The organism is Mucilaginibacter sp. BGA-UO-ETr-C110 (genome assembly GCF_059567985.1).
This window is the reverse complement of the sequence record NZ_JCAQPB010000002.1, coordinates 4,069,194-4,093,710: the sequence shown is the minus strand read 5'-3', so window position 1 is coordinate 4,093,710 and position 24,517 is coordinate 4,069,194. Positions and strand designations below refer to the sequence as shown.

The window sequence follows — 24,517 nt, the reverse complement described above, 5'->3', positions numbered from 1 at the left end:
TTTTTGATCTTTCACCTCTTGCTTTTTGTTCCAAATATCTTTGTTCCCAAAGTCTTTACTCTCTTAGTCCAAGTGTCCCAAAGTCCAGAAGTCTCAATGTCCCCAAATCACTAATTAGGATGAAAGAACACCAGATATTGATAGATGAATTGCTGCACCTGCTGAACGGGGGCAATGCCCATGCGGATCTGAAACGTGCGCTGAAAGACTTACCTGCCGATTTGCGCGGAGCGAAGCCCGATAAGCTGCCTTATAGCATTTGGCAATTGGTTGAGCATATCCGGATTGCCCAATGGGATATGCTGGAGTTTAGTAAGGATGGCAGTCATGAATCGCCGAATTGGCCCGATGATTACTGGCCTAAAGAAACCGCGCCAAAAAATGATGAGGCCTGGGAAAAGTCGGTAAAACAGATAGATCTTGACCGGGACGAGCTGGCCGGCTTAATAAAAACCGGCGATCTGTATAGTAAAATACCGCATGGCGATGGGCAAACCATCCTGCGCGAGGCTTTGCAGGTTGCTGATCATAACGCTTACCATGTGGCCGAAATTATTGTGATCAGAAGGCTGATGGGCGCGTGGTGAGCCCCCTTGCCCCCTGAAGGAGGAATTTTAATATTGAACATGGAATGTTGAATATCGAATAATGAAGGAAAAACTTTTAAAAGGATGGGGATGTGCGATTCCTTCCTTGGGGAAGGGGAGGAAGGGGTTTAGCCAATCAGTTTTCTTCCATTGCCTGTGTGTGTCCTCACAGGCAAGTGTTCTGAAGATTATATTTCTAATAATAAAAAAGTTGTCATTTCGATAGAGCATAGGTAGGGTTGAGCGCTGTGCGAAAGAGAAATCTTCTGCTGTATGCAAAGTCCGATTGCATACAGCAGAAGATTTCTCCTCGTGCCTCGTTCGAAATGACAACCCTTTTATTTCTTCCGAACACTTGTGTGGGTCCCTCACAGGCAATTTAAATACAAGCTGTTTGTGAAAAAATCAAAAAGTGGGGGCATGACATCAGAGTTGATAAAAGGCCTGCATATTCTGCCGGAATTTTCGTATATTTATATAAATCGACAGCCCGGTTCTCTATTATCAGAGGACCGGGCTGTTTGGTTAAGGACAAAACAAGGACAAAAATCGACTGTTTTATATGTAGTTATTTGAATATCAGTTATTTAATACTTTTTAAAGTTTTTAAAACACATCAAAACCGTGTTAAAATTTGTTAAAAAGTGTTAAAATCGATGGTTTTGAATCAATTTTCAAGCGTTTTTGGCCCGTTTTTGAGCAGAAAAGTGTTAAAATTTAAGGTTTAAAAAGTTTTAACGCCGGTTCATTTAACATTTTACTTCTGCTTATTTAAAAAGCTGATCAGGGCTTTTACAAATTCGGGTTTTAGTGGTAGTTCGGGTTCGTTGTAGGTGGCTATATTTTTATCCTTATCGGCAGGGGCATCTTTCAGGATATGGTTCATCCCCGGGATAATGTCCAGCACCGCGTCTGATTTAGCTTTCTTTAGTTTTTCGGCATCGGCCACAGTTACCTGCAAGTCTGTTGTACCCTGAACAATGAGGATAGGTATTTTTATCTTTTTGATCTCGCGGATAGGGTTATACCTGAACCACGACATGAGGTATTTTTGTATGCTTGGCCTGGCGTACGGGTAAAGGGAAGGGTCGATATTATCGGTGGTTTTGCCTTTCTTCAAACTATCCAGCATGCGGTTAAAGCCATCGGATATCAGGGCGCCTTTTGATTTCATCTGTTCGGTCATGATCTTATCAGCCGAGTCGCCTGCTCCGGCTACGGAAATGAACGCCTTAATTGGCTGACCATTAGCGGCCATCATGCCCACCAATGATCCTTCGCTGTGACCCAGGATAAGGATCTTTGAAAAACGCTGATCATCATTCAGCATGTTGATGAGTCCTACGGCATCGTCAACATAATCCTCAAAGCGCAGTTCGTTCTCTTTGGTAGAGCTTACACTTTGACCAACCAGGCGCTTGTCATAACGCAGGGAGGCAAAACCGTCCTTACCCAATTCGTTGGCAATCATTTTATAGGTATTGCCGTTTAAGCCCAGTTTAGGACTATTGCCGTCGCGGTCTGTTGGACCCGAACCAGCAATAATAAGCACAACCGGAATTTTGTCGGTCGCGTTTTTAGGCATAGCCAATGTACCCGAAATGGATCCCGAAAAGGTTTTTAAGGTTATTGGCGATTCGGTTACAGATGGGTCGGTAGGTAAAGTTGAGGTTACCTTAGTGGCTTCAGTTGCGGGGGCCTGGTAAGGTTTTAAAAGCAAACCAGTAAACTGGGTTTGTGAGTTTACCGAAAGGTTCAACAAAAAGGTACCTTTTTGAAAAGTAGCTTTATAGTAGGCCAACGGCGCTTCATACTTTACAAAATCAGCATCGGTAAGGTCGCCGAGCTGTGATCTTAACTGTACAGTAGTAGTCTTGAACTGGTCGGCAGGTAAAGCCGCCTTCATTTCGGAACTAAACATATTAAATATGCTATCAGGCTGACTGGCATTGTATAGTCGTTTAAACTTGCTTAAGGCAACTGCATAATTAGCTGGTGCCGGTTGTGCCGCTGCTATAATGCTGGTTGTAAAACAACAAATGGTCAGGATAAAAAGGCTTATTTTCTTCATGTTTATGGTAATCAAAACAGTATGGTGGTCTGTTGGGCCGAAATTAAATAAAAATTGATTGTTTTTAGCTTATTGGGTACAGATGTTCACTTAAAAAAAGATAGCATTTGCAGGTTGTCACTAAATTATAAAAATTAAAATACCGGCAACATTTATTATTTAAGTATCGTAGAATTACCAATATCTGATTTATACGGTTTAATATATTGTTACTATATTGCGGTACAATAGCAGATCGGGATTATAGGAAATTTCTACACTACTTATTAATGAAGGTTTTATTTGGGGGCTTATTCTCGGCATTTTTGGTCGGGATGTGTTTTTTTTCTTTCGCGCAAACAAAACTTTCTGCAATACAGGGCAAAGTTCTGATGGAAAACAAGGAGGCTGCCGAGGCTGCTACCGTTGTTTTATTGAAAGCTGCCGACTCATCGGTAGTGCAGTCGGGCCTGGCAAATGCCGCTGGTAATTTCGAGTTCGCCAATATCGCTCCGGGTGCATATCTCCTTTTAGCCACCAGCATAGGCTGTAATAAGGTTTATTCAAATCCATATAAAGTATTAGAAGGGCAAACTATATCGGTCGAAAATATAGTGCTGAAGCGGATAAGCAATCAACTACAGGAGGTTAAAGTGGTTGCTAAAAGGCCATATATTGAAGTAAAGTCCGGGAAGATAGTACTTAACGTACAGAGTAGCTTAACCGCCGAAGGAAACTCGGCTTATGACATTCTTCGGCAGTCGCCAGGTGTGCATGTCAACAGCACCAACGAAACCCTGATGATCAGCGGCAGGCAACCAGCCCTGATCACCATTGATGGCAAACCGACCAACTTAACCGGCGACGATCTGGTAAACCTGTTACGCAGCATGCAAAGCAGTACTATTGATCAGATAGAAATGATCACCAGCGCATCGGCAAAATATGACGCGTCGGGAGGGGGGATCATCAATATCATTTCAAAAAAGGGGACTAATATTGGCTCCAATGGTACCGTTACACTGGGTGGCGGATATGGTAAATATTACAAGAGCAGGGCAGGCATCACATTTAACAACCGCTCGGCAAAGCTTAATGTTTTTGGTAATTATACGTTTGATGATAACAAAACCAACAGGTACCTTAACACTAACCGGAATATTATTTATAAAGATATTTTAAGTAATTATAATGTTGATTATAATAGTATCTCAAAAATTCACAATCACAATTTTAGGCTCGGAGCAGATTATACCATAGCTCCTAAACAAACTATAGGTGTGCTGGTGAGTGGGATTGTGCGGGAAGATAATTTTTTAAAGAATAATAATCTGAAAATATCCAACCAAAAACAACTTGACTCTGTGATCATTGCCAGATCAACACTTGACAGGGAGAGCAGTTTCTTGAATTATAATATCAATTATAACGGTGTGTTGGACAAAAGCGGTAAAACGCTGTCGGCCGATGCGAATTATTCAACCTATCATCGCCACTCGAATGAGTATATAACCAATAATTTTTACACCCCAGCCGGCGTAAAATATCGAGACTCGTTGCAACTGGAAAATCTTTCGCCTTCTGATATTCATATATGGACGGGGAAGATAGATTACGTAAATCCCCTTTCAAAAACCTCCAGATTGGAGGCCGGTGTGAAATATAATCATGTTCAAAGTAATAACAATTTGATTTTTGGTCCGCTGGTAAATAATACTTATCAGCCCGATCCGGACTATACCAATCGTTTTATTTATACCGAAATTGTAAGCGCGGCTTATTTAAATTACGTTGGTAAAATAGGAAAACTTGATGTCACCACCGGGCTGCGGGCCGAAAAAACAAACACCACAGGTAGTTCGGTAGCAATGGATCAAACCAAAAACGTAACCAACAAGAATAATTATTTTAACCTGTTTCCGCAAGTGCAACTCAATTATGAGGTGAATAAGAAAAACGTGCTAACCCTAAGTTATAACCGGGGTATAGAACGGCCGGATTACCAGGCTATCAATCCTTTTTTATATTATTCCGACCTGTATGACTATACTTCCGGTAATCCTAATTTAAAACCGGAGTATACCAATTCTATACAACTGTCACATACCTATAACGACAAATTTATAACCACTTTATATTATAATGTGACCAATGATGTGTATGATTTTCCGATATATGAGCAAAATGATTCGTCAAAAGTTAATATAACCATCAAGCGGAATTTTGGCAGAGTATTCGTTTATGGGGCAACATTTTACGCCCCCGTTCAATTTAATAGCTGGTGGAATGGTAATTTTAACCTGGATGCTTCCTATCAGCGTTATACCTCCTATGCTATATATGGTAATTTTAACCGGGGTATGCAGGATATTATTTTTACAACAACACAGAATTTTACATTAAGCAATACCATAAGCGCCGAAGTATCCGGAAGATATGAATCGCCTACACTATATGGAACAAATGAGCTTAAACAACAGTATTGGGTAAACGCAGGTATAGGCAAGCAGGTATTTAATAAACGCGGTAATTTAAAATTAAGCGTTATTGATATTTTTAACAGCGATCGGTATCGATATAATGTAAGGTATCAGAATGTTGATCTTACCGGTATCGATAAAAGGGAAACCCGCAGGGTGATGATCAATTTTACGTACCGTTTTGGTAAAACCTCAGTTAAATCGGCCATTAAACATAATACCGGCAGTGATGATGAACAACGTCGTACAGGTGGTAATAATTAGTTGATTACCTGATACGTAATTCGGGGTATTTACCTTTTATTTTAGTGGAAAAATAATTACCCAGGGAGTCAGAATTGATGAATTTTTGATAAGCAGCCACCGGAAATCCAAAATACTGCCATACATCGCCACTATCCCTGAACTCTACTTCTAAAATTTTGGCTGAGGGATCGTAGCCAAGGCTATTTAATGCTGATGATTCAACTACATGCCGCTGCATATATGTTGTAATATATGTTGACGGGAAAAAGTTTTAAATAATTAATTTATAATTAATTATTGCTTAGGGATTTAACCAGCATGACCACTAAGCATACTGGCCGTAATGATGAGTAAAACCAGCAAGGTAATGCCAATGTACAGGTAATCCTTTTCGAGTATAAAACCGATGGCCGAAAATATTACCCTTATAATGGGCGTGGCAATAAGCAAAATAATACCGGCCTGTATAATGGCCCTGCCCCTGAAAGTAATGATACCATTGAATATGCCCCTGGTATTATGTACAAAATCAGGAACGCCTTTAAACGTATGGTAATCAGCAGTAACCTGGCCGTGCCTGTATAGGTATATGATGCCCCCAATGAAAATAATGCTCATAGACAGCAGCACCCCAAGGCGTAATATCCAGCCGATAACGGCCTGCATGTCGGTATCTCTAAAGGTTTTGTTCATTAGTTCACTTGTGTTATTGATTCCTAAGTATTAGGCTATTAGCATAGATTATAGATAAATCTGAATAAAAAAAAGCCAGCTTTTATCCAAATTTGACTATAAAAACTAAGTAATACATTTTCAAAGTTTAATTAGGATTATATAATCATCTCTCCTAAAAATGTATTACTTAGTCTTGTTATCTACAAGTACCAGTGTTGCCCTCAGGGTTACCTAAATAACTGCATTGATGAGTGCCGCAATCTGAATTTTCAGTACATGATTCGCCCCGTAAGCCACCCAGTACATTTTTCAACTCAGCTCTCGTAAGCACTTTTTTAGTTCCAAGGTCAATCGTTTTTAATTTTAGTTTTTTCATAAGAAATACAAATTAGTATAAGTGAATTTTTATAAAATGAAGATATAAATTCTGAAAATAATACCCCCTTATTAATCAATTATATTTTCCCCATAAATCCATTATATATCATCTGCACAGCCAAAAAGCTTACTACCACTGCGAACACCCAACGTAACCAGCCCGATGAGTTGGTATGTACCAATATTTTTGATCCGCTTAAAGCACCCAGCAACACGCCAATAGCCACAGGCATGGATAAACCCGGATCGATGTATCCTCGTTGCAGGTAAACAACGGCACTTGCGGCGGCTGTAACGCCTATCATAAAATTACTGGTAGTAGTTGATACTTTAAATGGTATCCGCATAATGGTATCCATCGCCAACACTTTTAATGCACCGGAGCCTATGCCCAGTAAACCAGATATTATCCCGGCAAAGCCCATCATAAAAAAGCCGCCGCCTACATTTTTTACGCTGTAATTTACCGGACCGTTAGGTGTTGGAAAGCTGCTGTTCAGCTTTAATTTTTCGGCCAGTGGGCTTTTCTCCTGGTTTATCAGTTCGGCTTTTTTGCGTAAGGACATGATGGCCGATGTGATCAGGATAATACCAAACAAAATAGCGATGAAGTTGGTGGGGATATAAACCGCGATGAGGGCCCCAACCATAGCGCCGGCAGTTGTGGCAATTTCCAGGAACATGCCCAGCCTGATGTTGGTGATACCCTCTTTAACATAAGCCGCGGCCGAACCTGATGAAGTAGCAATCACCGATACCAGTGAGGCTCCGATAGCATAATGAATATCAACATGCAGCACCAGGGTAAGCAGCGGAATAATAACAAATCCACCACCTAAACCGGTTAGTGAACCTAATAAACCCGCAAAGTACGAGCCGATAAAAAGGATAAGCGTTAATACAATTACCGACATCATTTGCAGCCAAAATTGAACTGCGAAAGTAGTAAAATTTGGTCATTTAAGTCGTTGAATCATAAAGACATTGGGTATTAAAAATGTCTATATGATCTACAGATAAAATAACTAACCACTTAATGTCCTGACCATTAAATACATGTCCTGAAAGTAAAAATGACTGAAGTACAAATGTCCCAATCACTAAATTTACTACTTTCGTGGCATGGGTTACAAAAGTTTACAGGCTTGTATTGTCGATCTGGAAAAAAATGGTCACCTGGTGCGCATTAAGGAGGAGGTTGATCCGTATTTACAGATGGCGGCTATTCATTTACGCGTATTCGAAAATCAGGGGCCGGCTATATTATTTGAGCAGGTAAAAGGCAGTAAGTTCCCGGCAGTATCCAATTTATTTGGCACCCTGGAGCGCTCTAAATTTATATTCAGGGATACGCTGGATAAGATCAAAACCCTGGTTGAGCTCAAGAACGATCCTTTAAAAGCCATTAAACATCCTTTTCAATATACCAACGTGGCCCTTACCGCTTTATCGGCCCTGCCGATGAAAAAACGTGCCGGGGCACACGTTAATTTCGGTCGCTGCAAAATAAGCGATATCCCCCAGATAGTGAACTGGCCCATGGACGGTGGCCCCTTTGTAACCATGCCGCAGGTATATACCGAAGACCCGGACAAACCAGGGATCATGAATGCCAACCTGGGTATGTATCGTATACAACTGGCAGGTAACGATTATATCCTGAACAAGGAGATCGGTTTGCATTACCAGATCCATCGGGGTATAGGTGTGCATCAAACAAAAGCAAACGCCAAAGGACAGCCTTTAAAAGTAAGTATATTTATAGGTGGCCCGCCGTCGCACCCGGTAGCCGCGGTGATGCCGCTGCCCGAAGGATTATCAGAAATGACCTTCGCCGGAGCTTTGGGTAATCGTCGGTTCCGTTATTTTTATGACGATGAAGGCTTCTGTATTTCGTCGGATGCTGATTTTGTGATCACCGGAACAGTAATGCCTCATGATAATAAGCCTGAGGGGCCTTTTGGGGATCACCTGGGCTATTACAGCCTGGTACATCCATTTCCATTACTTAAAGTTCACAACGTATACCATCGTAAGGACGCGGTATGGTCGTTTACGGTAGTAGGTCGACCTCCGCAGGAGGATACCAGTTTTGGGGCGCTTATACATGAGATCAGCGGTGCAGCTATTCCAAAAGAAATACCTGGTCTGCACGCCGTTAATGCCGTTGATGCTGCTGGTGTACATCCACTATTGTTTGCCATCGGCAGCGAGCGTTATACGCCTTACCTTAAAGAGCGCAAACCTCAGGAGATATTAACTATTGCCAATCATATACTGGGTAAAAGTCAGCTGAGTCTGGCCAAATACCTGCTGATTGCCGCAAAGGAAGATGATCCAACATTGGATGTAAATAATATTGAAGCGTTTTTAAACCATATCCTGCAACGGATAGATCTAACCCGCGACCTGCATTTTTATACCCGCACCACTATTGATACGCTGGATTATAGTGGAAGCGGATTAAATTCGGGCAGTAAAGTAGCCATCACTGTAGCTGGGGATATCAAACGTGAGCTGTGGACAGAGCTGCCTTCATGGTTCGACCTGCCAAGGCCCGTCAACAATTATAAAATGGCCATGCCTGGCGTATTGATGGTCGAAGTACCCAAACATGTAAATCATAAGGATATTGATAACATAGTAAGCATCATCGAATACAGGTTAAAAGAGGAGGAAGAAGAGCTGGATGGCCTACCGCTGGTCGTGCTTTGTGATGATGCCGCTTTTGCAGCCGAAAATGTGAACAATTTTGTTTGGGTAACCTTTACCCGCAGCAACCCTTCGCATGATATTTATGGCGTTGGTAGTTTCACCGAACATAAGCACTGGGGCTGTACAGGTCCGCTGATCATAGATGCCCGCATCAAACCGCATCATGCCCCTGTACTGGAAAAAGACCCCGAAGTTGAAAAACTGGTTGATAAAATGGGCGAAAAAGGCGGACCGCTTTACGGAATCATTTAACGAGATGAAAAGACTTTTGGAGCAAGGAGCAAAGACTAAAGAAAGTATCAATAGTTGATGATCATGAAAATCTCATAATCATGTAAATCATGGTTCATAACAAAAGAAAATCAGCGCAATCAACGTAATCCCAAAAATCAACGGTTAACTTTGCCCCATATGAAAAATACCCTGCTTTGCTTAATAATCGTTTTGGCTGCTTTTGGCTGTAAAAAAAGAGATGTACCACATTTTACTATATCCAGAGTAGTTAAAAGCGATACGGCCAGTAAACTTACTGTTAATATTGGAGGGCGTTTAAGCCAGGCCGATCTGCTCAATATTGCCGCTAAAATTAAAGCGGATAGTTCGGCATTAAACAATTTACAGCTTTGCTATATATTGCCCGGGCACAATGATAAAAATACAGGGCCCGATAACTTTTATGCTATCGCCAAATACCCCGGCGCTTCTGTAACCACCATGCAGGATACCCTGAAAGATCCGGATGGTACCGTGGTTCGCTTAAATATCAAAGGTTTATCCGCCCAGGAAGCCAAACATTTACTGGAGCTTGACCCCAAAGAGATCCATGGTAAAAATATCCTGGGAAAGTTTATCGACGATAATAATCAAACACTCATAGTCCCTTTTACCGAGGTGAATGATCCCAAAAAAGAAGTGTACATTATTGAATTTGATCATACCGGGAAGGTGGTATCAGCAACGGTACCTATGCGCGAAAATAAGGATGGTGTCGAAAAGCTCATCGTAACCCACCGGGGCGATTATTGTACCTTAAAAGACAGCGTACTTACCCAATATTCCATTGACGATCTGGGTTTGCCATACAATAGTATCAAGTCGGGTATTTAATATTCTCCTCAAAGCAGATGAACTGTGAAATGGATGTGCGAAAATCACCTTAAGATTAAGGGCTTAGTTAAAAAGCTGGGTTAAATATTAGAAACCCTTACTTTTTATAGAATATACTAATATATTTATAGAGCATAAAATATTTATAGTATATGACCCGAAACTTTACCAAAATTTTAGCACTAAGTGTTGCTGGGGTTTTTAGCGTTTGCTGCGCGATTGCGCAACCCCGATTACCGGAAGGTTATTTCTGGAAAAAGCTTCCAAACGGATTGGAAGTAGTAGTTATTGAAAACAGCAAGGTGCCACTGGCCACCATTGAAATTGCTGTAAAAAACGGAGCTTACACAGAGGGCCCCGAATTTAGCGGCTTATCGCACCTTTTTGAGCACATGTTTTTTAAGGCCAACAAGGATTATCCCAACCAGGAAGCATTTTTAAAACGTACTCAGGAACTAGGCGCTATCTGGAATGGTACTACCGATGTGGAACGGGTTAATTACTTCTTTACGTTTGACCGGGATAGCCTTAAAGCAGGTTTAAAATTCATGAATGCTGCTATCCGTTTCCCGATATACCGCGAAGAAGATATGAAAAAGGAACGCCCTGTTGTTGATGGTGAGTTTCAGCGTGCCGAGAGCGATCCTGGTTTCCAGCTTTGGTTTGGTATTCAGCAAAAGCTTTGGGGCGATCTGATCACCCGTAAAAACCCTATCGGGATCCATGAAGTGATCAATACCGCCACACCAGAGAAGATGATGGTGATCAAAGACAAATATTACTTCCCCAATAACAGCCTGGTGACCATTTGTGGCGATGTAAAACATGACGCCGCGTTTGCCCTGGCCGAAAGTATATTTGGCGATTGGGCCAGCAGTGGCTTTAATCCGCATGAAAAATATCCTATCCCTCCATTTAAACCATTAACCAAAAGCGAGTATTTTATTAAAGAAAGTACTATCGCGCAAACACCTTATATGCAACTTTCATGGCAGGGGCCGGCTTACTTAACCGATTCTGCTTCAACAGTTGCTGCCGATGTGTTTTCGACAATTGTTGGTTTAAACTCATCAAAATTTCAACAATCACTGATCGATAAAGGATTGGCCAGCTCCGTTTCTTTGGGATATACTACCAGTCGGTTTGTGGGCCCTATTGATATTTTTGTGGTGCCCAATCCAGGTAAGTTAAAAGAGTGCTATGACGAACTGCTTAACCAGGTTAACCAGTGGGTAAAATCTGATTATTTTACTGACGAACAGTTAAATGATGCCAAAGCTATTTTATTGAGAAATAGCGTTCACCGGAAGGAGAAACCATCTACGCTGCCAAGTCAGATGAGTTACCAGTGGTGCAGCACCTCACTTGATTATTATACCGATCTGGACAATAACTATCAGAAAGTGAGCCGTGCCGATATACAAAAATATGTGAGCACCTATATATCGGGTAAGCCATACGCAGCCGGCATTATCATAGCACCAGAGTTAAGTAAACAACAAAATGTAGCTTCATTTTTTGTAGCTAAGTAAAATTAAATCTTATCATGATGAAGAAATATGTGTTCACCCTGCTGATTGCAGCGGCGATAGGAAATATAAAAACAGTACAGGCACAAAATAAAGCTTACGAAACCACGGTTGATGGTGTAAAAGTAATTGTGCAGCCAAGCGGCAACGATATTGTAGAGATACAAACTATTATAAAAGGCGGTGTACAAAACTACAAAGCCGATAAAATGGGTATTGAAGCTATGGCGATGGCCGCGCTTACAGAATGCGGAACCATAAAGCACGATAAAAATGCTTTTAAAGATCAGTTGGATAAAGTGAGCGCTACGGTTGATGGCAGCAGCAACAAAAACTACTCTATCATGCGGATGAATTGTATTAAGACCGATTTTGATATAGTTTGGCCTTTGTATGTCGAAGCACTAACACAACCCCGTTTTGATGCCAAAGAGTTTACGCGTATAAAACAGGATGCGATCAACAACATTAAGCAAGCCGATTCGCAGCCTGATAACGCGATCGATAAATTAGCCAATAAAACGGCATTTGCCAACCGTGATTATGCCAAAGATCCTAATGGTACGGTAGAGATCGTATCTAAACTAACTCCCGAAGAAACCAAGACTTATTATCAGTCAATATTAACCCGGTCGCGCCTGGTTATTGTGGTTGTAGCCGACCTGGACAAGGCAGTTATTGAATCAAAAGTGAAGGCCATGCTTAACGGTATAAAACAAGGCGCTCCGTTTGAGTTTAAGAAATCATTCTTCCGTGTTTACAAAAACTCATTTAACGCCGAATCGCGCGACCTGGCAACCAACTATGTAGAAGGTATCACCAGTGGTCCGCAGCCGGGTACTCCTGATTTTGACGCGTTTAATGTGGCCATGAGGATATTTGCTAATCGTCATTTTTTAGATGTGCGTACCAATAATGGTTTATCATACGCGCCACAGGCCTGGTTTAGCGTTGGGCAAACATCTACAGCCAGGTTCTCGGTATCAACAACCCAGCCAGATAAATACATTGCTGTGTTTGACAAACTGGTTGATAAAATAAAAACAGAAGGTTTTAAACCCGAAGAGGTTGCCAATATGAAGATTACTTATCTTACCGGTTTTTATTATAAAAACGAAACCAACAGCGCACAGGCGTTTTCCATGGCTTCTAATGAAGTGTTATTCAACAACTGGAAACGATCATTAACCCTGGTTGATGATGTTAAAAAGCTGACACCAGAAGAAGTAAGCGACGCTTTCCGCAAGTACATCAATAACATTGTTTGGGTTTACCAGGGCGATCCTAAAAAAGTGAACCAGATATTATATATCAATGGTACCTTAAATAAAGGTGATAACCCGGTAAGTCATTAATATTGTTAAAATAAAATTAAAGGTTAAAAGGTTTGGTTTTACACCTTCCCTTTTAACCTTTTTTGTTTTGGGAATCACTCATACAAGGGTGGATTTTATTTATCCGGGAACCTGGCTTTTTTTCTTTCGTCCCCATATTTCTCCCCTGTAACGGGTAGGTACGGTATCGCCCAGGAGCTTACCCCAAGGTTTAAGGTCTTCAATACGGTCAAAAATAATTTTTATTACGGCTATGAATGGTATGGCCAGGAACATGCCTGATAATCCCCACAACATATTGCCTAAAAGTACCACAATGATGGATATGAGTGCGTTGATCTGTACTTTTGAGGATACGATACGCGGCACCAGTATATTATTGTCGATAAACTGGATAACCAGGTAAGCTATAACAACCCCTAGCTGGGTTGTGTAACCGTCTTTGGTAACCGTAGCCATTAGCACAGGCAGGGCAATAGCTATAATGCCGCCAATGTAAGGCAGCAGGTTTAATATAGCCCCTATAACACCAATCAGGATACCGTATTTTACACCTAACAATACCAACGCTGTTGAGTTAAGGATAGCAACTATAATCATCTCGATTAATAAACCCTGAATATAGCTTTGTATGGCCATTTTGGTTTCTTTTAAAACCTCACTTACCTGTTTTGAGTTCTCCTCTGAGAATACTTCAAAAACGAAATTAAGGATAAGGGTTTTGTAGAAAAGGGTTAAAAAAACATATACCGGTATCACAAATACCAACCCGAACACCCCAACTACCGAGCCGAGTGTATGGCCTACCATTGCCTGGCTATTCTTTAAGGCATCTTTGATCATGAGGTCTTGTTTTTGAACAGAGAAGTTAAAGGTGGTAGCAATCCATGCCTTAAACGTAGTGAACAACTCCGCAAACTTTTGCTTGAGCATTGGTAATGAATCACCGAATTGTATGATCTGGGTTGATAGAAAATAGAATAACGCCACTAATAGGATAGCGCCAATTAACATGACAATTATAATAGAAAATATTTTGGGCACTTTATGCTCCATTAACCAGTTGCAAGCAGGGTTAAGCAGGATGGCAATAAAAGCCGCGAATGCCAGCGGTATTAACACATCTGCCAGTTGTGAAAAAGTGTATACTAATAAAATAAGCCCAAAGAGGGTAACGGTATTTTTTAAATAGAATGGATATTCTTTTACAGCAGGCATACTTAAGCTGGAGTGAAGTTTTGGTTGAACAAATAAGGAATAACAACTTGAATTGTTTTAATCCTACCGTGTCTAACTAATAGAATAATAATGTAAAACACGTGTTAGGCTATAAATAGCGCCATTAAAACAAAAAAGCCAGGCATATCCGCCTGGCTTTTTTGTTGGAGGTGTCCAACGTTATTTCACGTCCCTTTTTACTTTGTTCAGGGTACTTTGACCAGGCAAATAGATCTGGAAGCCAAAATTTAAGGTTAAGCTATGTTGGTAAGCCGAACTCCCGAAACCAACAACCCCGTTATACTTTAACAGTGTTTCTAATCCGATACTTGGGGTAACAAAATAGGCGAAACCCGGGCCAAAGCCCAATTCTAAACCATTTGTTGATCCACCGGGGCCGCGCAGGTTCTGACCGCCGAGACCAACATTGGCCTCGCCGAAAATACGACCATGTTTTAACACTTCAACATCAGACCCGGTATAATAACGGCCCAGGGCACCTATACCATAACGAACATCGCTACCCGTTCCTTTTTCTGTTGAGATACCAAAACGACCGTAAGCACCCAGTGCCACATTGTCTTTAATAAACCAGGCTGCTTTAGGTGTAATGTCTGCTGTGAAAGTGCTGGGGCTGTTTAAGCCTAATGACAGGTTGCCGATATCGCCACCCATTAAAACGTTGCCTTTCTGTATTTGCGCGCTTGCGGTGAAGGCGAATCCGATAAATGCCAATAGGACTAATAATGTAAACTTTTTCATAGTGTTTCTTTTAGATTTTTAACTTCAGGTTTATTTTAATAAGAAATTATTAACAATAGCTGTGCCATTGGAAATATTGAAACATAAAAATACCCTATGTGGAATTGAAATATATTGATAATAAAGGGGTTATGCGACGGGTTTAGTCCTTTAATAGTGGAGTGTATTTAATTTAATATGTATATTAATAAGTATCGGGATGTATATTAATAGGTATAGGATTATTAGGTAACGCGAGTTCGATATAAAGCACACTCCAAGAGAAATCTCTTTTAAACAGGGGGCACCTACGGAGCCAACACTATTTCTATGTTTTATCTACAAACATGTTACTCCTCCGGAGTTTAACCACAGGTGTTGGGAAGAGCAAAATTCTATAAAAAGATGTCATTTCGATAGAGCAGAGGTGGAAAAAGAGTTGGGGCGAAAGAGAAATCTTCTGCATTAAAGCAAGTCGAAATAGTATGTCGAAGAAGATTTCTCCTCGTGCCTCGTTCTAAATGACAATTTATGGTTAACCATGTAAACCCACTTTTGTAAAAAAATGGATTGTAGTACATAAATAATAAACGAACAAAGCCCGCTCATAAAGCGGGCTTTGTTCGTTTATTATGATAAATTAAAATTATCTTATTTTAATAAGTTTCTCCAGCTAACCCGGTCGCCAATGATTTTGTCGAGTTGGTCGGCAGGTACGCGTTCTTGTTCCATGCTGTCGCGGTGACGGATGGTAACGGTGTTGTCTTCCAGGGTTTGATGATCTACCGTGATACAGAAAGGTGTACCAATAGCATCCTGACGGCGATAGCGTTTGCCAATGGCATCTTTTTCCTCGTATTGTATGTTGAAGTCGATCTTCAGTTTATCCATGATCTCGCGGGCTTTCTCGGGCAGACCATCCTTCTTGGTCAGCGGGAAAATAGCGGCTTTAACCGGGGCCAGGCAAGGGTGCAGGTGCAGTACGGTACGGCTATCCTGTTTTTCTTCGGTGCTCAGATCTTCTTCCTCATAGGCATTGATCATCGTAAGCAGGAACATCCTGTCTAAACCAATAGAGGTTTCTATTACATAAGGTACATAATTACCATATGGTTTACCGGTTTCCGGATCAAGCTCTGGGTCAAAATATTGCATTTTTTTACCTGAGAATTTTTCATGTTGGCTCAGGTCAAAATTGGTACGGCTATGAATCCCTTCCACTTCTTTAAAGCCGAATGGGAATTCAAACTCAATATCGTAAGCGGCATCAGCGTAGTGTGCCAGTTTTACGTGCTCATGGTAACGGTATTTGGCGGCATCTGTACCCAGGGCCAGGTGCCATTTCAGGCGGGCCTCTTTCCACTGGTTAAACCATTCTTTTTGAGTGCCAGGACGTACAAAGTATTGCATTTCCATTTGCTCAAACTCACGCATCCGGATAATGAACTGACGAGCGATCACCTCGTTACGAAAAGCCTTACCAATTTGCGCTATACCAAAGGGGATCTTCATCCTGCCTGATTTTTGTACGTTCAGGTAGTTTACAAATATACCCTGTGCGGTTTCCGGACGCAGATAAACCACGTCGGCATCATCAGCAACAGCGCCCATCTGGGTACTAAACATGAGGTTAAACTGGCGTACATCGGTCCAGTTACGGGTACCACTTACAGGGCAGGCAATTTCGTGCTCAATGATCAGCTCTTTCAGGCGTGGCAGGTCTTCGTTTTTGAGGGCCTCATCCATATCATGCTGTAATTGTTCAGCTTTGTCGGTTTTGCCATCCTTGTCGTAGCGGTCTATCTTATCTTCAATCAACTGATCTGCACGGTAGCGTTTTTTTGAATCTTTATTGTCGATCATCGGGTCGCTGAAACCATCAACGTGCCCGCTGGCTTTCCATATTTTGGGGTGCATAAATATGGCCGAATCAATACCCACAATGTTATCATGCATTTGCACCATAGCTTTCCACCAGTAGGTTTTGATGTTGTTCTTCAATTCGGCGCCAAACTGCCCGTAATCGTAAACAGCGCTCAGGCCATCATAAATCTCACTTGAAGGAAAAACAAAGCCATATTCTTTGGCGTGCGATATAACATTTTTAAAAAGTTCGTCGGTTGATTTGCTCATAATAGCTGCAAAGATACAATTTAGGCAGAAAGCTGAAAGCGAAAGGCGAAAACCTTAAAATGATAAGTCTCAATTTGCTAAATTACCTTAATTTAAAACCAAAGCACCTCTAATTTCATTATACTAAAACCAGTTAATTTACCGCAGCTATGGAACAAATTGTGAGAATATTGGACATCCATAACGTTACCCACAACGTTAAACAGTTTATTGTAGAAAAGCCCGAGGGTTTTACATTTACACCCGGACAGGCAACGGAACTATCCATCAATCAACCAGCGTGGGAGGATCAGAAAAACCCTTTCACATTTACCTGCCTTACCGCTGAGCATTACCTGGAATTCACCATCAAAATATACAGTGATCATCCCGGCGTTACCAATCACCTCGGTGAGCTGGAAGTGGGTGATGAACTGATACTGCGCGAAGCCTGGGGGGCTATTGAATATAAAGGTCCGGGTTATTTTATTGCAGGCGGCGCGGGTATCACACCGTTTATAGCCATATTGAGGCAGCTTCATCAACAAGGTGCGATAGACGACAATAAACTCTTCTTCTCTAATAAAACAGATCAGGACATTATCCTGGCCGATGAACTGAAAAGTATTTTAGGTGAAAACGCGCTATTCACTATAACTAATCAGAAGGACAGTACCCATGACCAACGCCGTATTGATGAGGCCTTTTTAAAAGCCGAAGTACAGGATTTTACCAAACACTTTTACGTTTGCGGCCCCGACCCTATGGTACAGGAAATAACCGCCATACTAACTAAGCTGGGTGCCAACGCCGATGCTGTTGTGTTTGAGAAGTAGATTGGCCAGAAGCAAGAGTCAAGAAACAAGAATCAGGACAAGAAACCAAAATCTCGAATCTCATATCTCAAATCTCATATCTAAAATCTATTTTTACCGCCATGAGTATCCGGGTTGAGTCGTTGTCAAAAGTTTACGGAACGCAAAAAGCGGTTGATAGTATCAGCTTTAGTGCGGAGCCAGGTGTATTGGGATTTTTAGGCCCGAATGGTGCGGGCAAATCCACCACCATGAAGATCCTCACCTGCTTTATCCCTCAAACCTCGGGTATGGCATCAGTTTGCGGGTTTGATGTAATAGCTCAACCATTGGAGGTACGCAGGCGCATCGGCTACCTGCCCGAAAGTAACCCGCTGTACCTGGATATGTATGTGAAAGAATCACTGGGTTTTATTGCTGGTATCCACCAGCTGCATGAGCCCGAAAAACGTATAGCCACTATTATTGAGCAAACAGGCCTGGGACCCGAGCAGCATAAAAAGATCGGTCAACTATCAAAAGGGTACCGCCAACGGGTGGGGCTGGCACAGGCCATTTTGCATAACCCGGATGTACTGATATTAGACGAGCCTACCTCCGGGCTCGACCCTAATCAACTGATCGGGATCCGCCAGTTGATACTGGAACTGGGGAAAACCAAAACCATTATCCTCTCTACCCATATTATGCAGGAAGTAGAGGCGGTATGCAACCAGGTGATCATTATTAACCAGGGTAAAATCGTAGCCAACGATACCCTGCAGGGACTCCGCCAGAAAAATAATGATAACACGCTGGAGCAGATCTTTATATCACTTACCGGTGATAATTAAATATTTTTATTTTTAAAATAATCTTTTATTTTTGCCCTGCCTAATTACTTTATTTACAAGATAAAATAGATACAAAAGCCTTTCTGGTTGCTGTAACGCTTATATTATTCTGTTGATTAATATATTCAATCACGTATTTAATAAAAAATATTTTTTAAAGAGTTTGTAACGTTTGCTTAAAAGCAGCGTCTATATTCTCAAGAAAAAACTGCGTTATAGGAAAATCCTATTAACGTTGTATTAACAACCAAACATCAATCTAATAAATTATGAAAAAAGTTCTATTAGCCTTAGCTATTATTGCTGGCACAGCATTCACAACCTTCGCGCAAACCAAATCTGGCGACAGTGGTAAATTCAGTATCGGTCTTGAAGGTGGGTTACCGTTAGGCAACACTAAAGACTTTTACAACTATGTAATTGGCGGCTCACTTAAATACGAACTACCTATTGCACCAAGTACCTGGTTTACTATTTCTGCCGGCTACAATTCCTTCCACCCTAAAAAAGTATGGAAAGATTTGGGCGGTGAATCTGTTGGATTTGTTCCTGTAAAAGTAGGTGTTAAATATTATATCGAAAATGGCTTCTTTGCTGAAGGCCAATTAGGAGCAGCTTTTGGCACAAAAAGCGGTTATGGTACTGCATTTGCCTATTCACCAGGCATCGGTTATACCTTTGATGGTGGTTTTGAAGCCGGTGTGCGTTACGAAGGATGGTCTAAAAATGGAACTACCAGCCAAATCGGCCTGCGTTTAGCTTACCGTTTCTAAGCGAAGGATTAACAGTTTATGATAAAGCCCGGGGATATTATCTCCGGGCTTTATTATTATAAATATTTTTCAGGCTTTTAAACGTTGACCGGTTGCCTGCGTCAAACAAACCGACAGCGGTAAAAAAACAAGTCCGCATTAATCTTATTACAAAATTATTTTATGAAAAAAATCCTATTAGCCTTAGCATTTATTGCCGGCACGGCATGTACAACCTTCGCGCAAACCCATTCTGGCGGCGGCGGTAAATTCAGTATTGGTTTGGAAGGCGGACTGCCTGTTGGCGATGCCCACAACTATTCTGATTATATTATCGGCGGTTCGCTCAAATATGAGTATCCTGTTGCCGATAATTTATTTATTACCGGATCGGCCGGTTATAGCAGCTTGCACGTTAAGAGTTTTGACATTTCCTCTAACGATCCGGAATTCAGTTATCAATTTCACTTTGACGGCGGTACTGCGGGTGTAATACCTGTAAAAGTGGGCGCCAAATATTACTTTGACGGGCACTTTTTTGGTGAAGCACAGGTAGGCGCTGCCTTTGGTACCAACAGTGGCAGCAGTACCTTATTTGTTTATTCACCTGGTATAGGTTATACCTTCGCTGGTGGTTTTGAAGCAGGTGTTCGTTATGAAGCCTGGTCAAACAATGGTACTATCGGTCAGGCAGCATTGCGTTTAGCCTATCGTTTCTAACAAAAGAAACAATTAAAATTTAAGAAAGCCTGGGTATTAGCCTGGGCTTTTTTATGCATCAGCGCTAAAGAATATGGGCTTTGTTTGAAATATTATAGTGGGAGTGCCACGACTATTTAACATAGGGCAAACAATATGTTTACATGACTGTATTGATAGAAACCATATAACCCTAAAATCATGAAAAAAATTCTATTAGCCTTATTCATTATTGGAGTTACCGCAATGCAAAGCTTTGCGCAATCCAGGGGCCGGAGCGACGGTAAATTCAGTATCGGCTTTGAGGCCGGTTTGCCTACCGGCGACGCCCATCATCTTTTTGGTTCGGTATTAGGCGGTTCACTTAAATACGAACTTCCGATTGATCGAAGTACCTGGTTTACTATATCGGCCGGTTATAATTCTTTCCAGCCAAAAGGGGTATACAGCGATATCGGCGGACCTGCAATTAATGCCATCCCGCTAAAAGTGGGTGTTAAATACTACTTTGACAGGAGCTTTTTTGCTGAAGGCCAAATAGGCGCCGCGTTTTTTACCGGAGCAGCCGATGGTACAGCATTTGCCTATTCACCAGGCATTGGTTATACCTTTAGCGAAGGTTTTGAGCTGGGCCTCCGTTATGAGGGCTGGTCAAAAGACGGTACGCTTGGTCAGGCCGGTTTACGTTTAGCTTACCGTTTCTAAGAAAAAAATTAACAATTAAAATTTAAAAAGCCCGCGAGCATTGCCCGCGGGCTTTTATTTTTCAAGATTGTTTTTGTCATCCTGAGGAACGAAGGATCTTCTTCAGTGAGCATATCGTACAATAGATGCTTCGTTCCTCAGCATGACAAACTCTGTTTTTTCTTACTGTTGCCCCTACTGGCGCACGCATATGACTACATAGAAAACTATACGCGATATGCCGGAAAAATGACTACGCGGTACGTGCGTCAATGATGGTTTACACATATTCCATGATATTAAAGTAATAATTTATATAATTAATTGATTGTTAATGTTTTATAATGATGTTAACCGTAAAAAGTGTAAACCATGTAAACCCACTTTTTGAAAAAAAACAGGCCATCAGCCCCTTGCTGGCGCACGCGTGCCTTGGGTAGCAGCAGTATATCATTTGTCGTAAAACACCCTGATAATGTCATTTTGAGCCCCTCTGTCCTTGTTATATAAGGGATAACTTTGTTATAAACAAAATCAAACTATCATGACAACTAAAGAAATTGTGTTACAGGTTATCGACGCTTTTGATAACAATGACGTAGATAAAATATTAAAGCTTTTTGCCGACGACGTAATATGGACAATGAAAGGCTCAAGCCTTACCATCATCAACGGGAAAGATGAGGTTGAAAAGTTTTTAGGCGGAATGGAGGATGTAAAGATTGTTTCATCAACCCACGATCATATCATTGTTGATGGTAATAAAGCAGCCGTTGATGGCTTTATACAATGCAAAGGCAAAAGCGGTGAGGAAATAAATATGCACTACGCCGATTTTTATGAGCTGGAAAATGATAGGGTAAAAATAGTTACCTCTTATATAGTTGATAAAAAGGAATAGGTTTTTAGACGGCTTAAGGGACGTCAAAAAATACGTCATTGCGAGCGCAGCGTGGCAATCCCTAACTATACAGAGCAGCTCTGCCTATCGGGGATTGCTTCGTACCTCGCAATGACGCATGGAGAGGAGGAAAGGGTCTCTTACGCGTACCGCCAGCCATAAGCGCATTAAATATTTAGCACCAGCGAACCCATGAACCAATAAAAAAATATTGTAATTTCGGCGCTCAACACCCGATCAAAAAGTGCTAAGCATCCTTAAAAAAGAAATCATCTCCTACCTCAGTTCGCTGGTGGCCTATGTTACCATCGGCGTATTCTTATTGGTGCTGGGTTTATTTTTGTGGGTATTCCCCGATTCGAGCATTTTGGAGTATGGCTATGCCGGGCTCGAAAGCCTGTTCAGCACCGCACCATACCTGTTCATGTTCCTGATACCGGCCATCACCATGCGATCATTGGCCGAGGAGCGTAAAGAGGGCACTTTTGAGTTGCTATTCACCCGTCCACTTACCGATTGGCAAATTGTATTGGGAAAATACCTGGCCGGTGTGTTGCTGGTGCTTTGCGCTTTGCTGCCTACGCTGGTTTATTATTTTTCGGTCAGTACGCTGGGTACGCCACAGGGAAATATTGATACGGGGGCGGTTATCGGTTCATACATCGGCTTGTTTTTATTAGGCGCTGCATTCTCGGCCATCGGTCTGTTTGCATCATCTATCACCAAAAATCAGATCATCGCTTTTACGGTAGCGGTTTTCCTGTGTTTCTTTTTTTACAGTGGGTTCGATTCATTGAGCCAATTGCTGTCATTACAGGACCTGGGTTTACAAAACCTGGGTATTACCGAGCATTACCAATCCGTAAGCCGTGGTGTACTGGATACGCGCGACCTGGCTTATTTTATAATAGTAGCTGGTATATTTATATGGCTTACGCTGTTTGTAATCATCCGTCAGCGTAAAAAGAAACTTTTTTCGGTTACTATGATGGGATATGTAGTGGTGCTGTTGGTTGTGGCTGTTCTTGGCAGGATTACTTTTACCCGTTTTGATTTTACTACCGAAAAACGATATACGCTTTCGCCCATCAGCAGCCAGATCATGGATGGTTTGCAGCAGCCCGTAAAAGTTACTGTCTATTTGGATGGGAGCGGATTTCCGGGTGGAATGAAGCGTTTGCAGGTTGCAACAAAAGATATGCTTAATGATTTGAAAGCATATAGCCATAAAAAAATCGACTTTGAATTTATTGATCCTCTTAATTTTTTAAAAGGTCTTTCGCAGGATCAACAAAAGCAGCAATTTGAAGAATGGGATACGAAAGGTATAAAAGCGCAAAATCTCAGTGTTAAAACTGATGACGGTGTATCTCAGAAAATGATATTTCCTGAAGCTCTTGTGGCGGCTAACGGAAAAGAGATTGTGGTTAATCTTTTGCAAACAAGGATTGGACTTTCGGATGCGGAACAATTAAATAATTCTATACAAAATCTTGAATACGCTTTTGTATCAGCTATAAAAAAAGCTGGCAGTGGAGGCAAGCCTCGGATTGGGTTTACAACAGGTCATAACGAACTTACTGACTTGCAATTAAATGGTGCCATCAACACTTTATCTGATGGGTATTTGATTGGTAGAGTGGATTTGAATCTTATACCGTTTGACAGTCTTAAGAAATTAAAACTGCTGGTGATACCCAAACCTGATAAAAAATTTACCGAACTGGAAAAGTTCAAACTCGACCAATACATTATGCATGGTGGCCGGGTGTTGTGGACGATAGACCAGGTAAGTGCCGAACTGGACAGCCTGCGCGGGCATGGCGGTGAACAACTGGCTTTTGCCAAGCAACTCAACCTGGACGATCAGCTTTTCCGATACGGCGTCAGGATCAATTATGACCTGATAGCTGATATGAATTGCTCGCAGATCCCGGTTAGTACCGGCAGCGTTGGCGGACAAGCGCAGATACAAATGCTCCCCTGGCTGTTTTATCCCATATTTATCCCGTTGTCCAAACACCCGGTAGTGAAAAACCTGGATGGTATCAGCAGCGAATTTGCCAGCACTATTGATCTGCTGGATACTAAAAATGTAAAGAAAACTATCCTGCTTACCTCGTCGCCCTATAACAAAAAGATGAGCGCGCCGCATATGCTGTCCTTACAGGCATTGGAGCAGGAACCCAATCCCAAAGATTTTCAGAGCACGCCCAAAACAGTAGGCGTATTGCTGGAAGGTAAATTTGTATCCGACTGGCGCAACCGCCCGCTGCCCGAAGGACTTACCGAACAAGCGGCCATAAAGCCCGAAAGTGTGCCTACTAAAATGATCGTGATCAGCGATGGGGATATTTTGAAAAATCAGGTTGGCAGCGATGGATCACCATACCCATTAGGCTATGATCATTATACCCAGCAAACCTATGGCAATAAAAACCTGCTGCTGAATATTGCCGATTATATGACTGACGACTCGGGCCTGATAGCGCTGCGTACCAAAGAGATCAAGATCCGTTTGCTTAACCGTGCCCGTATCCGCAACGAAAAAATGTACTGGCAGCTGGTAAATACGGTTGGGCCTTTGCTTTTAGTGTTAATATGTGCTATTTTTCAACATTACATCCGTAAACGAAAGTATGCGCATTAAATTTTATATTT

General features: G+C 41.6%; 22 protein-coding genes. 13 read left to right on the top strand and 9 right to left on the bottom strand.

All coding sequences use genetic code 11. The features are described 5' to 3' along the window. Positions 1-119 precede the first annotated feature (119 nt). On the top strand, positions 120-587 hold the full coding sequence (locus tag AC57BQ_RS17610; RefSeq protein ID WP_496407518.1) for a DinB family protein: 468 nt from the start codon (positions 120-122) through the stop codon (positions 585-587). Between the two features lie 757 nt (positions 588-1,344). On the opposite strand, the gene AC57BQ_RS17605 is transcribed toward AC57BQ_RS17610, so the two are convergent. After that, a complete protein-coding gene (locus AC57BQ_RS17605) occupies positions 1,345-2,658 on the bottom strand; it encodes a serine aminopeptidase domain-containing protein (protein ID WP_496407517.1) in 1,314 nt (437 codons plus the stop codon). 269 nt (positions 2,659-2,927) lie between these two features. Here AC57BQ_RS17605 and AC57BQ_RS17600 point away from each other — a divergent pair, with 269 nt between their 5' ends. Further along, the gene (locus tag AC57BQ_RS17600) at positions 2,928-5,381 is read left to right on the top strand and encodes a TonB-dependent receptor domain-containing protein (RefSeq protein WP_496407516.1); all 2,454 of its coding nucleotides are present in this window, start codon (positions 2,928-2,930) and stop codon (positions 5,379-5,381) included. Between the two features lie 4 nt (positions 5,382-5,385). Here the strand turns inward: AC57BQ_RS17600 and AC57BQ_RS17595 are convergent, their stop codons facing one another. The 4 genes from AC57BQ_RS17595 to AC57BQ_RS17580 all read right to left on the bottom strand — a co-directional run bounded on the left by AC57BQ_RS17595 (position 5,386) and on the right by AC57BQ_RS17580 (position 7,330). After that, the gene (locus AC57BQ_RS17595) at positions 5,386-5,601 is read right to left on the bottom strand and encodes a KTSC domain-containing protein (RefSeq protein WP_496407515.1); all 216 of its coding nucleotides are present in this window, start codon (positions 5,599-5,601) and stop codon (positions 5,386-5,388) included. A gap of 71 nt (positions 5,602-5,672) precedes the next feature. Continuing rightward, positions 5,673-6,056 carry a DUF1634 domain-containing protein gene (locus tag AC57BQ_RS17590; RefSeq protein ID WP_496407514.1) on the bottom strand — a complete coding sequence of 128 codons (384 nt, stop codon included), beginning with the start codon at positions 6,054-6,056 and terminating at the stop codon, positions 5,673-5,675. Positions 6,057-6,234: 178 nt separating this feature from the next. Next, positions 6,235-6,414 carry a hypothetical protein gene (locus AC57BQ_RS17585; RefSeq protein WP_496407513.1) on the bottom strand — a complete coding sequence of 60 codons (180 nt, stop codon included), beginning with the start codon at positions 6,412-6,414 and terminating at the stop codon, positions 6,235-6,237. Between the two features lie 79 nt (positions 6,415-6,493). Then, entirely contained in the window at positions 6,494-7,330 is an 837-nt protein-coding gene (locus AC57BQ_RS17580; protein WP_496409481.1) for a sulfite exporter TauE/SafE family protein, read from the bottom strand. Between the two features lie 208 nt (positions 7,331-7,538). Here AC57BQ_RS17580 and AC57BQ_RS17575 point away from each other — a divergent pair, with 208 nt between their 5' ends. From AC57BQ_RS17575 to AC57BQ_RS17560, 4 genes are all read left to right on the top strand, one after another. Further along, entirely contained in the window at positions 7,539-9,383 is a 1,845-nt protein-coding gene (locus AC57BQ_RS17575; RefSeq protein ID WP_496407512.1) for a UbiD family decarboxylase, read from the top strand. A 159-nt stretch (positions 9,384-9,542) separates the two neighbouring features. Continuing rightward, complete coding sequence (locus AC57BQ_RS17570; RefSeq protein ID WP_496407511.1) at positions 9,543-10,238, top strand: hypothetical protein; 696 nt, start codon at positions 9,543-9,545, stop codon at positions 10,236-10,238. A gap of 152 nt (positions 10,239-10,390) precedes the next feature. Then, entirely contained in the window at positions 10,391-11,770 is a 1,380-nt protein-coding gene (locus AC57BQ_RS17565) for a M16 family metallopeptidase (RefSeq protein ID WP_496407510.1), read from the top strand. A gap of 14 nt (positions 11,771-11,784) precedes the next feature. Then, the gene (locus AC57BQ_RS17560) at positions 11,785-13,122 is read left to right on the top strand and encodes a M16 family metallopeptidase (protein WP_496407509.1); all 1,338 of its coding nucleotides are present in this window, start codon (positions 11,785-11,787) and stop codon (positions 13,120-13,122) included. On the opposite strand, the gene AC57BQ_RS17555 is transcribed toward AC57BQ_RS17560, so the two are convergent. The 4 genes from AC57BQ_RS17555 to AC57BQ_RS17540 all read right to left on the bottom strand — a co-directional run bounded on the left by AC57BQ_RS17555 (position 13,090) and on the right by AC57BQ_RS17540 (position 17,193). Further along, positions 13,090-13,200 carry a hypothetical protein gene (locus AC57BQ_RS17555; protein WP_496407508.1) on the bottom strand — a complete coding sequence of 37 codons (111 nt, stop codon included), beginning with the start codon at positions 13,198-13,200 and terminating at the stop codon, positions 13,090-13,092. The genes AC57BQ_RS17560 and AC57BQ_RS17555 overlap by 33 nt on opposite strands. A gap of 21 nt (positions 13,201-13,221) precedes the next feature. Beyond that, complete coding sequence (locus tag AC57BQ_RS17550) at positions 13,222-14,319, bottom strand: AI-2E family transporter (RefSeq protein WP_496407507.1); 1,098 nt, start codon at positions 14,317-14,319, stop codon at positions 13,222-13,224. A gap of 180 nt (positions 14,320-14,499) precedes the next feature. Then, positions 14,500-15,081: a hypothetical protein gene (locus tag AC57BQ_RS17545; RefSeq protein ID WP_496407506.1), complete on the bottom strand. Its 582-nt coding sequence runs from the start codon at positions 15,079-15,081 to the stop codon at positions 14,500-14,502. Between the two features lie 630 nt (positions 15,082-15,711). Continuing rightward, positions 15,712-17,193: a glycine--tRNA ligase gene (locus AC57BQ_RS17540; RefSeq protein ID WP_496407505.1), complete on the bottom strand. Its 1,482-nt coding sequence runs from the start codon at positions 17,191-17,193 to the stop codon at positions 15,712-15,714. 149 nt (positions 17,194-17,342) lie between these two features. Here AC57BQ_RS17540 and AC57BQ_RS17535 point away from each other — a divergent pair, with 149 nt between their 5' ends. The 7 genes from AC57BQ_RS17535 to gldG all read left to right on the top strand — a co-directional run bounded on the left by AC57BQ_RS17535 (position 17,343) and on the right by gldG (position 24,506). Beyond that, positions 17,343-18,008 carry a flavodoxin reductase gene (locus AC57BQ_RS17535; protein ID WP_496407504.1) on the top strand — a complete coding sequence of 222 codons (666 nt, stop codon included), beginning with the start codon at positions 17,343-17,345 and terminating at the stop codon, positions 18,006-18,008. 101 nt (positions 18,009-18,109) lie between these two features. Further along, a complete protein-coding gene (locus AC57BQ_RS17530; RefSeq protein ID WP_496407503.1) occupies positions 18,110-18,820 on the top strand; it encodes an ATP-binding cassette domain-containing protein in 711 nt (236 codons plus the stop codon). A 269-nt stretch (positions 18,821-19,089) separates the two neighbouring features. Next, complete coding sequence (locus tag AC57BQ_RS17525) at positions 19,090-19,593, top strand: hypothetical protein (protein WP_496407502.1); 504 nt, start codon at positions 19,090-19,092, stop codon at positions 19,591-19,593. Positions 19,594-19,755: 162 nt separating this feature from the next. Continuing rightward, entirely contained in the window at positions 19,756-20,292 is a 537-nt protein-coding gene (locus AC57BQ_RS17520) for a hypothetical protein (protein ID WP_496407501.1), read from the top strand. Positions 20,293-20,472: 180 nt separating this feature from the next. Beyond that, positions 20,473-20,976, top strand: coding sequence for an outer membrane beta-barrel protein (locus AC57BQ_RS17515; protein ID WP_496407500.1), 504 nt, complete (start codon positions 20,473-20,475; stop codon positions 20,974-20,976). Positions 20,977-21,499: 523 nt separating this feature from the next. Further along, the gene (locus tag AC57BQ_RS17510) at positions 21,500-21,856 is read left to right on the top strand and encodes a nuclear transport factor 2 family protein (RefSeq protein ID WP_496407499.1); all 357 of its coding nucleotides are present in this window, start codon (positions 21,500-21,502) and stop codon (positions 21,854-21,856) included. Positions 21,857-22,100: 244 nt separating this feature from the next. Further along, on the top strand, positions 22,101-24,506 hold the full coding sequence (gene gldG, locus AC57BQ_RS17505; RefSeq protein WP_496407498.1) for a gliding motility-associated ABC transporter substrate-binding protein GldG: 2,406 nt from the start codon (positions 22,101-22,103) through the stop codon (positions 24,504-24,506). Positions 24,507-24,517: the final 11 nt, after the last annotated feature.

Excerpts from the sequence above, each read along its gene's own strand:
- AC57BQ_RS17610 (WP_496407518.1), top strand. The coding sequence starts at position 120 with ATGAAAGAACACCAGATATTGATAGATGAATTGCTGCACCTGCTGAAC.
- AC57BQ_RS17605 (WP_496407517.1), bottom strand. The coding sequence starts at position 2,658 with ATGAAGAAAATAAGCCTTTTTATCCTGACCATTTGTTGTTTTACAACC.
- AC57BQ_RS17600 (WP_496407516.1), top strand. The coding sequence starts at position 2,928 with ATGAAGGTTTTATTTGGGGGCTTATTCTCGGCATTTTTGGTCGGGATG.
- AC57BQ_RS17595 (WP_496407515.1), bottom strand. The coding sequence starts at position 5,601 with ATGCAGCGGCATGTAGTTGAATCATCAGCATTAAATAGCCTTGGCTAC.
- AC57BQ_RS17590 (WP_496407514.1), bottom strand. The coding sequence starts at position 6,056 with ATGAACAAAACCTTTAGAGATACCGACATGCAGGCCGTTATCGGCTGG.
- AC57BQ_RS17585 (WP_496407513.1), bottom strand. The coding sequence starts at position 6,414 with ATGAAAAAACTAAAATTAAAAACGATTGACCTTGGAACTAAAAAAGTG.
- AC57BQ_RS17580 (WP_496409481.1), bottom strand. The coding sequence starts at position 7,330 with ATGTCGGTAATTGTATTAACGCTTATCCTTTTTATCGGCTCGTACTTT.
- AC57BQ_RS17575 (WP_496407512.1), top strand. The coding sequence starts at position 7,539 with ATGGGTTACAAAAGTTTACAGGCTTGTATTGTCGATCTGGAAAAAAAT.
- AC57BQ_RS17570 (WP_496407511.1), top strand. The coding sequence starts at position 9,543 with ATGAAAAATACCCTGCTTTGCTTAATAATCGTTTTGGCTGCTTTTGGC.
- AC57BQ_RS17565 (WP_496407510.1), top strand. The coding sequence starts at position 10,391 with ATGACCCGAAACTTTACCAAAATTTTAGCACTAAGTGTTGCTGGGGTT.
- AC57BQ_RS17560 (WP_496407509.1), top strand. The coding sequence starts at position 11,785 with ATGATGAAGAAATATGTGTTCACCCTGCTGATTGCAGCGGCGATAGGA.
- AC57BQ_RS17550 (WP_496407507.1), bottom strand. The coding sequence starts at position 14,319 with ATGCCTGCTGTAAAAGAATATCCATTCTATTTAAAAAATACCGTTACC.
- AC57BQ_RS17545 (WP_496407506.1), bottom strand. The coding sequence starts at position 15,081 with ATGAAAAAGTTTACATTATTAGTCCTATTGGCATTTATCGGATTCGCC.
- AC57BQ_RS17540 (WP_496407505.1), bottom strand. The coding sequence starts at position 17,193 with ATGAGCAAATCAACCGACGAACTTTTTAAAAATGTTATATCGCACGCC.
- AC57BQ_RS17535 (WP_496407504.1), top strand. The coding sequence starts at position 17,343 with ATGGAACAAATTGTGAGAATATTGGACATCCATAACGTTACCCACAAC.
- AC57BQ_RS17530 (WP_496407503.1), top strand. The coding sequence starts at position 18,110 with ATGAGTATCCGGGTTGAGTCGTTGTCAAAAGTTTACGGAACGCAAAAA.
- AC57BQ_RS17525 (WP_496407502.1), top strand. The coding sequence starts at position 19,090 with ATGAAAAAAGTTCTATTAGCCTTAGCTATTATTGCTGGCACAGCATTC.
- AC57BQ_RS17520 (WP_496407501.1), top strand. The coding sequence starts at position 19,756 with ATGAAAAAAATCCTATTAGCCTTAGCATTTATTGCCGGCACGGCATGT.
- AC57BQ_RS17515 (WP_496407500.1), top strand. The coding sequence starts at position 20,473 with ATGAAAAAAATTCTATTAGCCTTATTCATTATTGGAGTTACCGCAATG.
- AC57BQ_RS17510 (WP_496407499.1), top strand. The coding sequence starts at position 21,500 with ATGACAACTAAAGAAATTGTGTTACAGGTTATCGACGCTTTTGATAAC.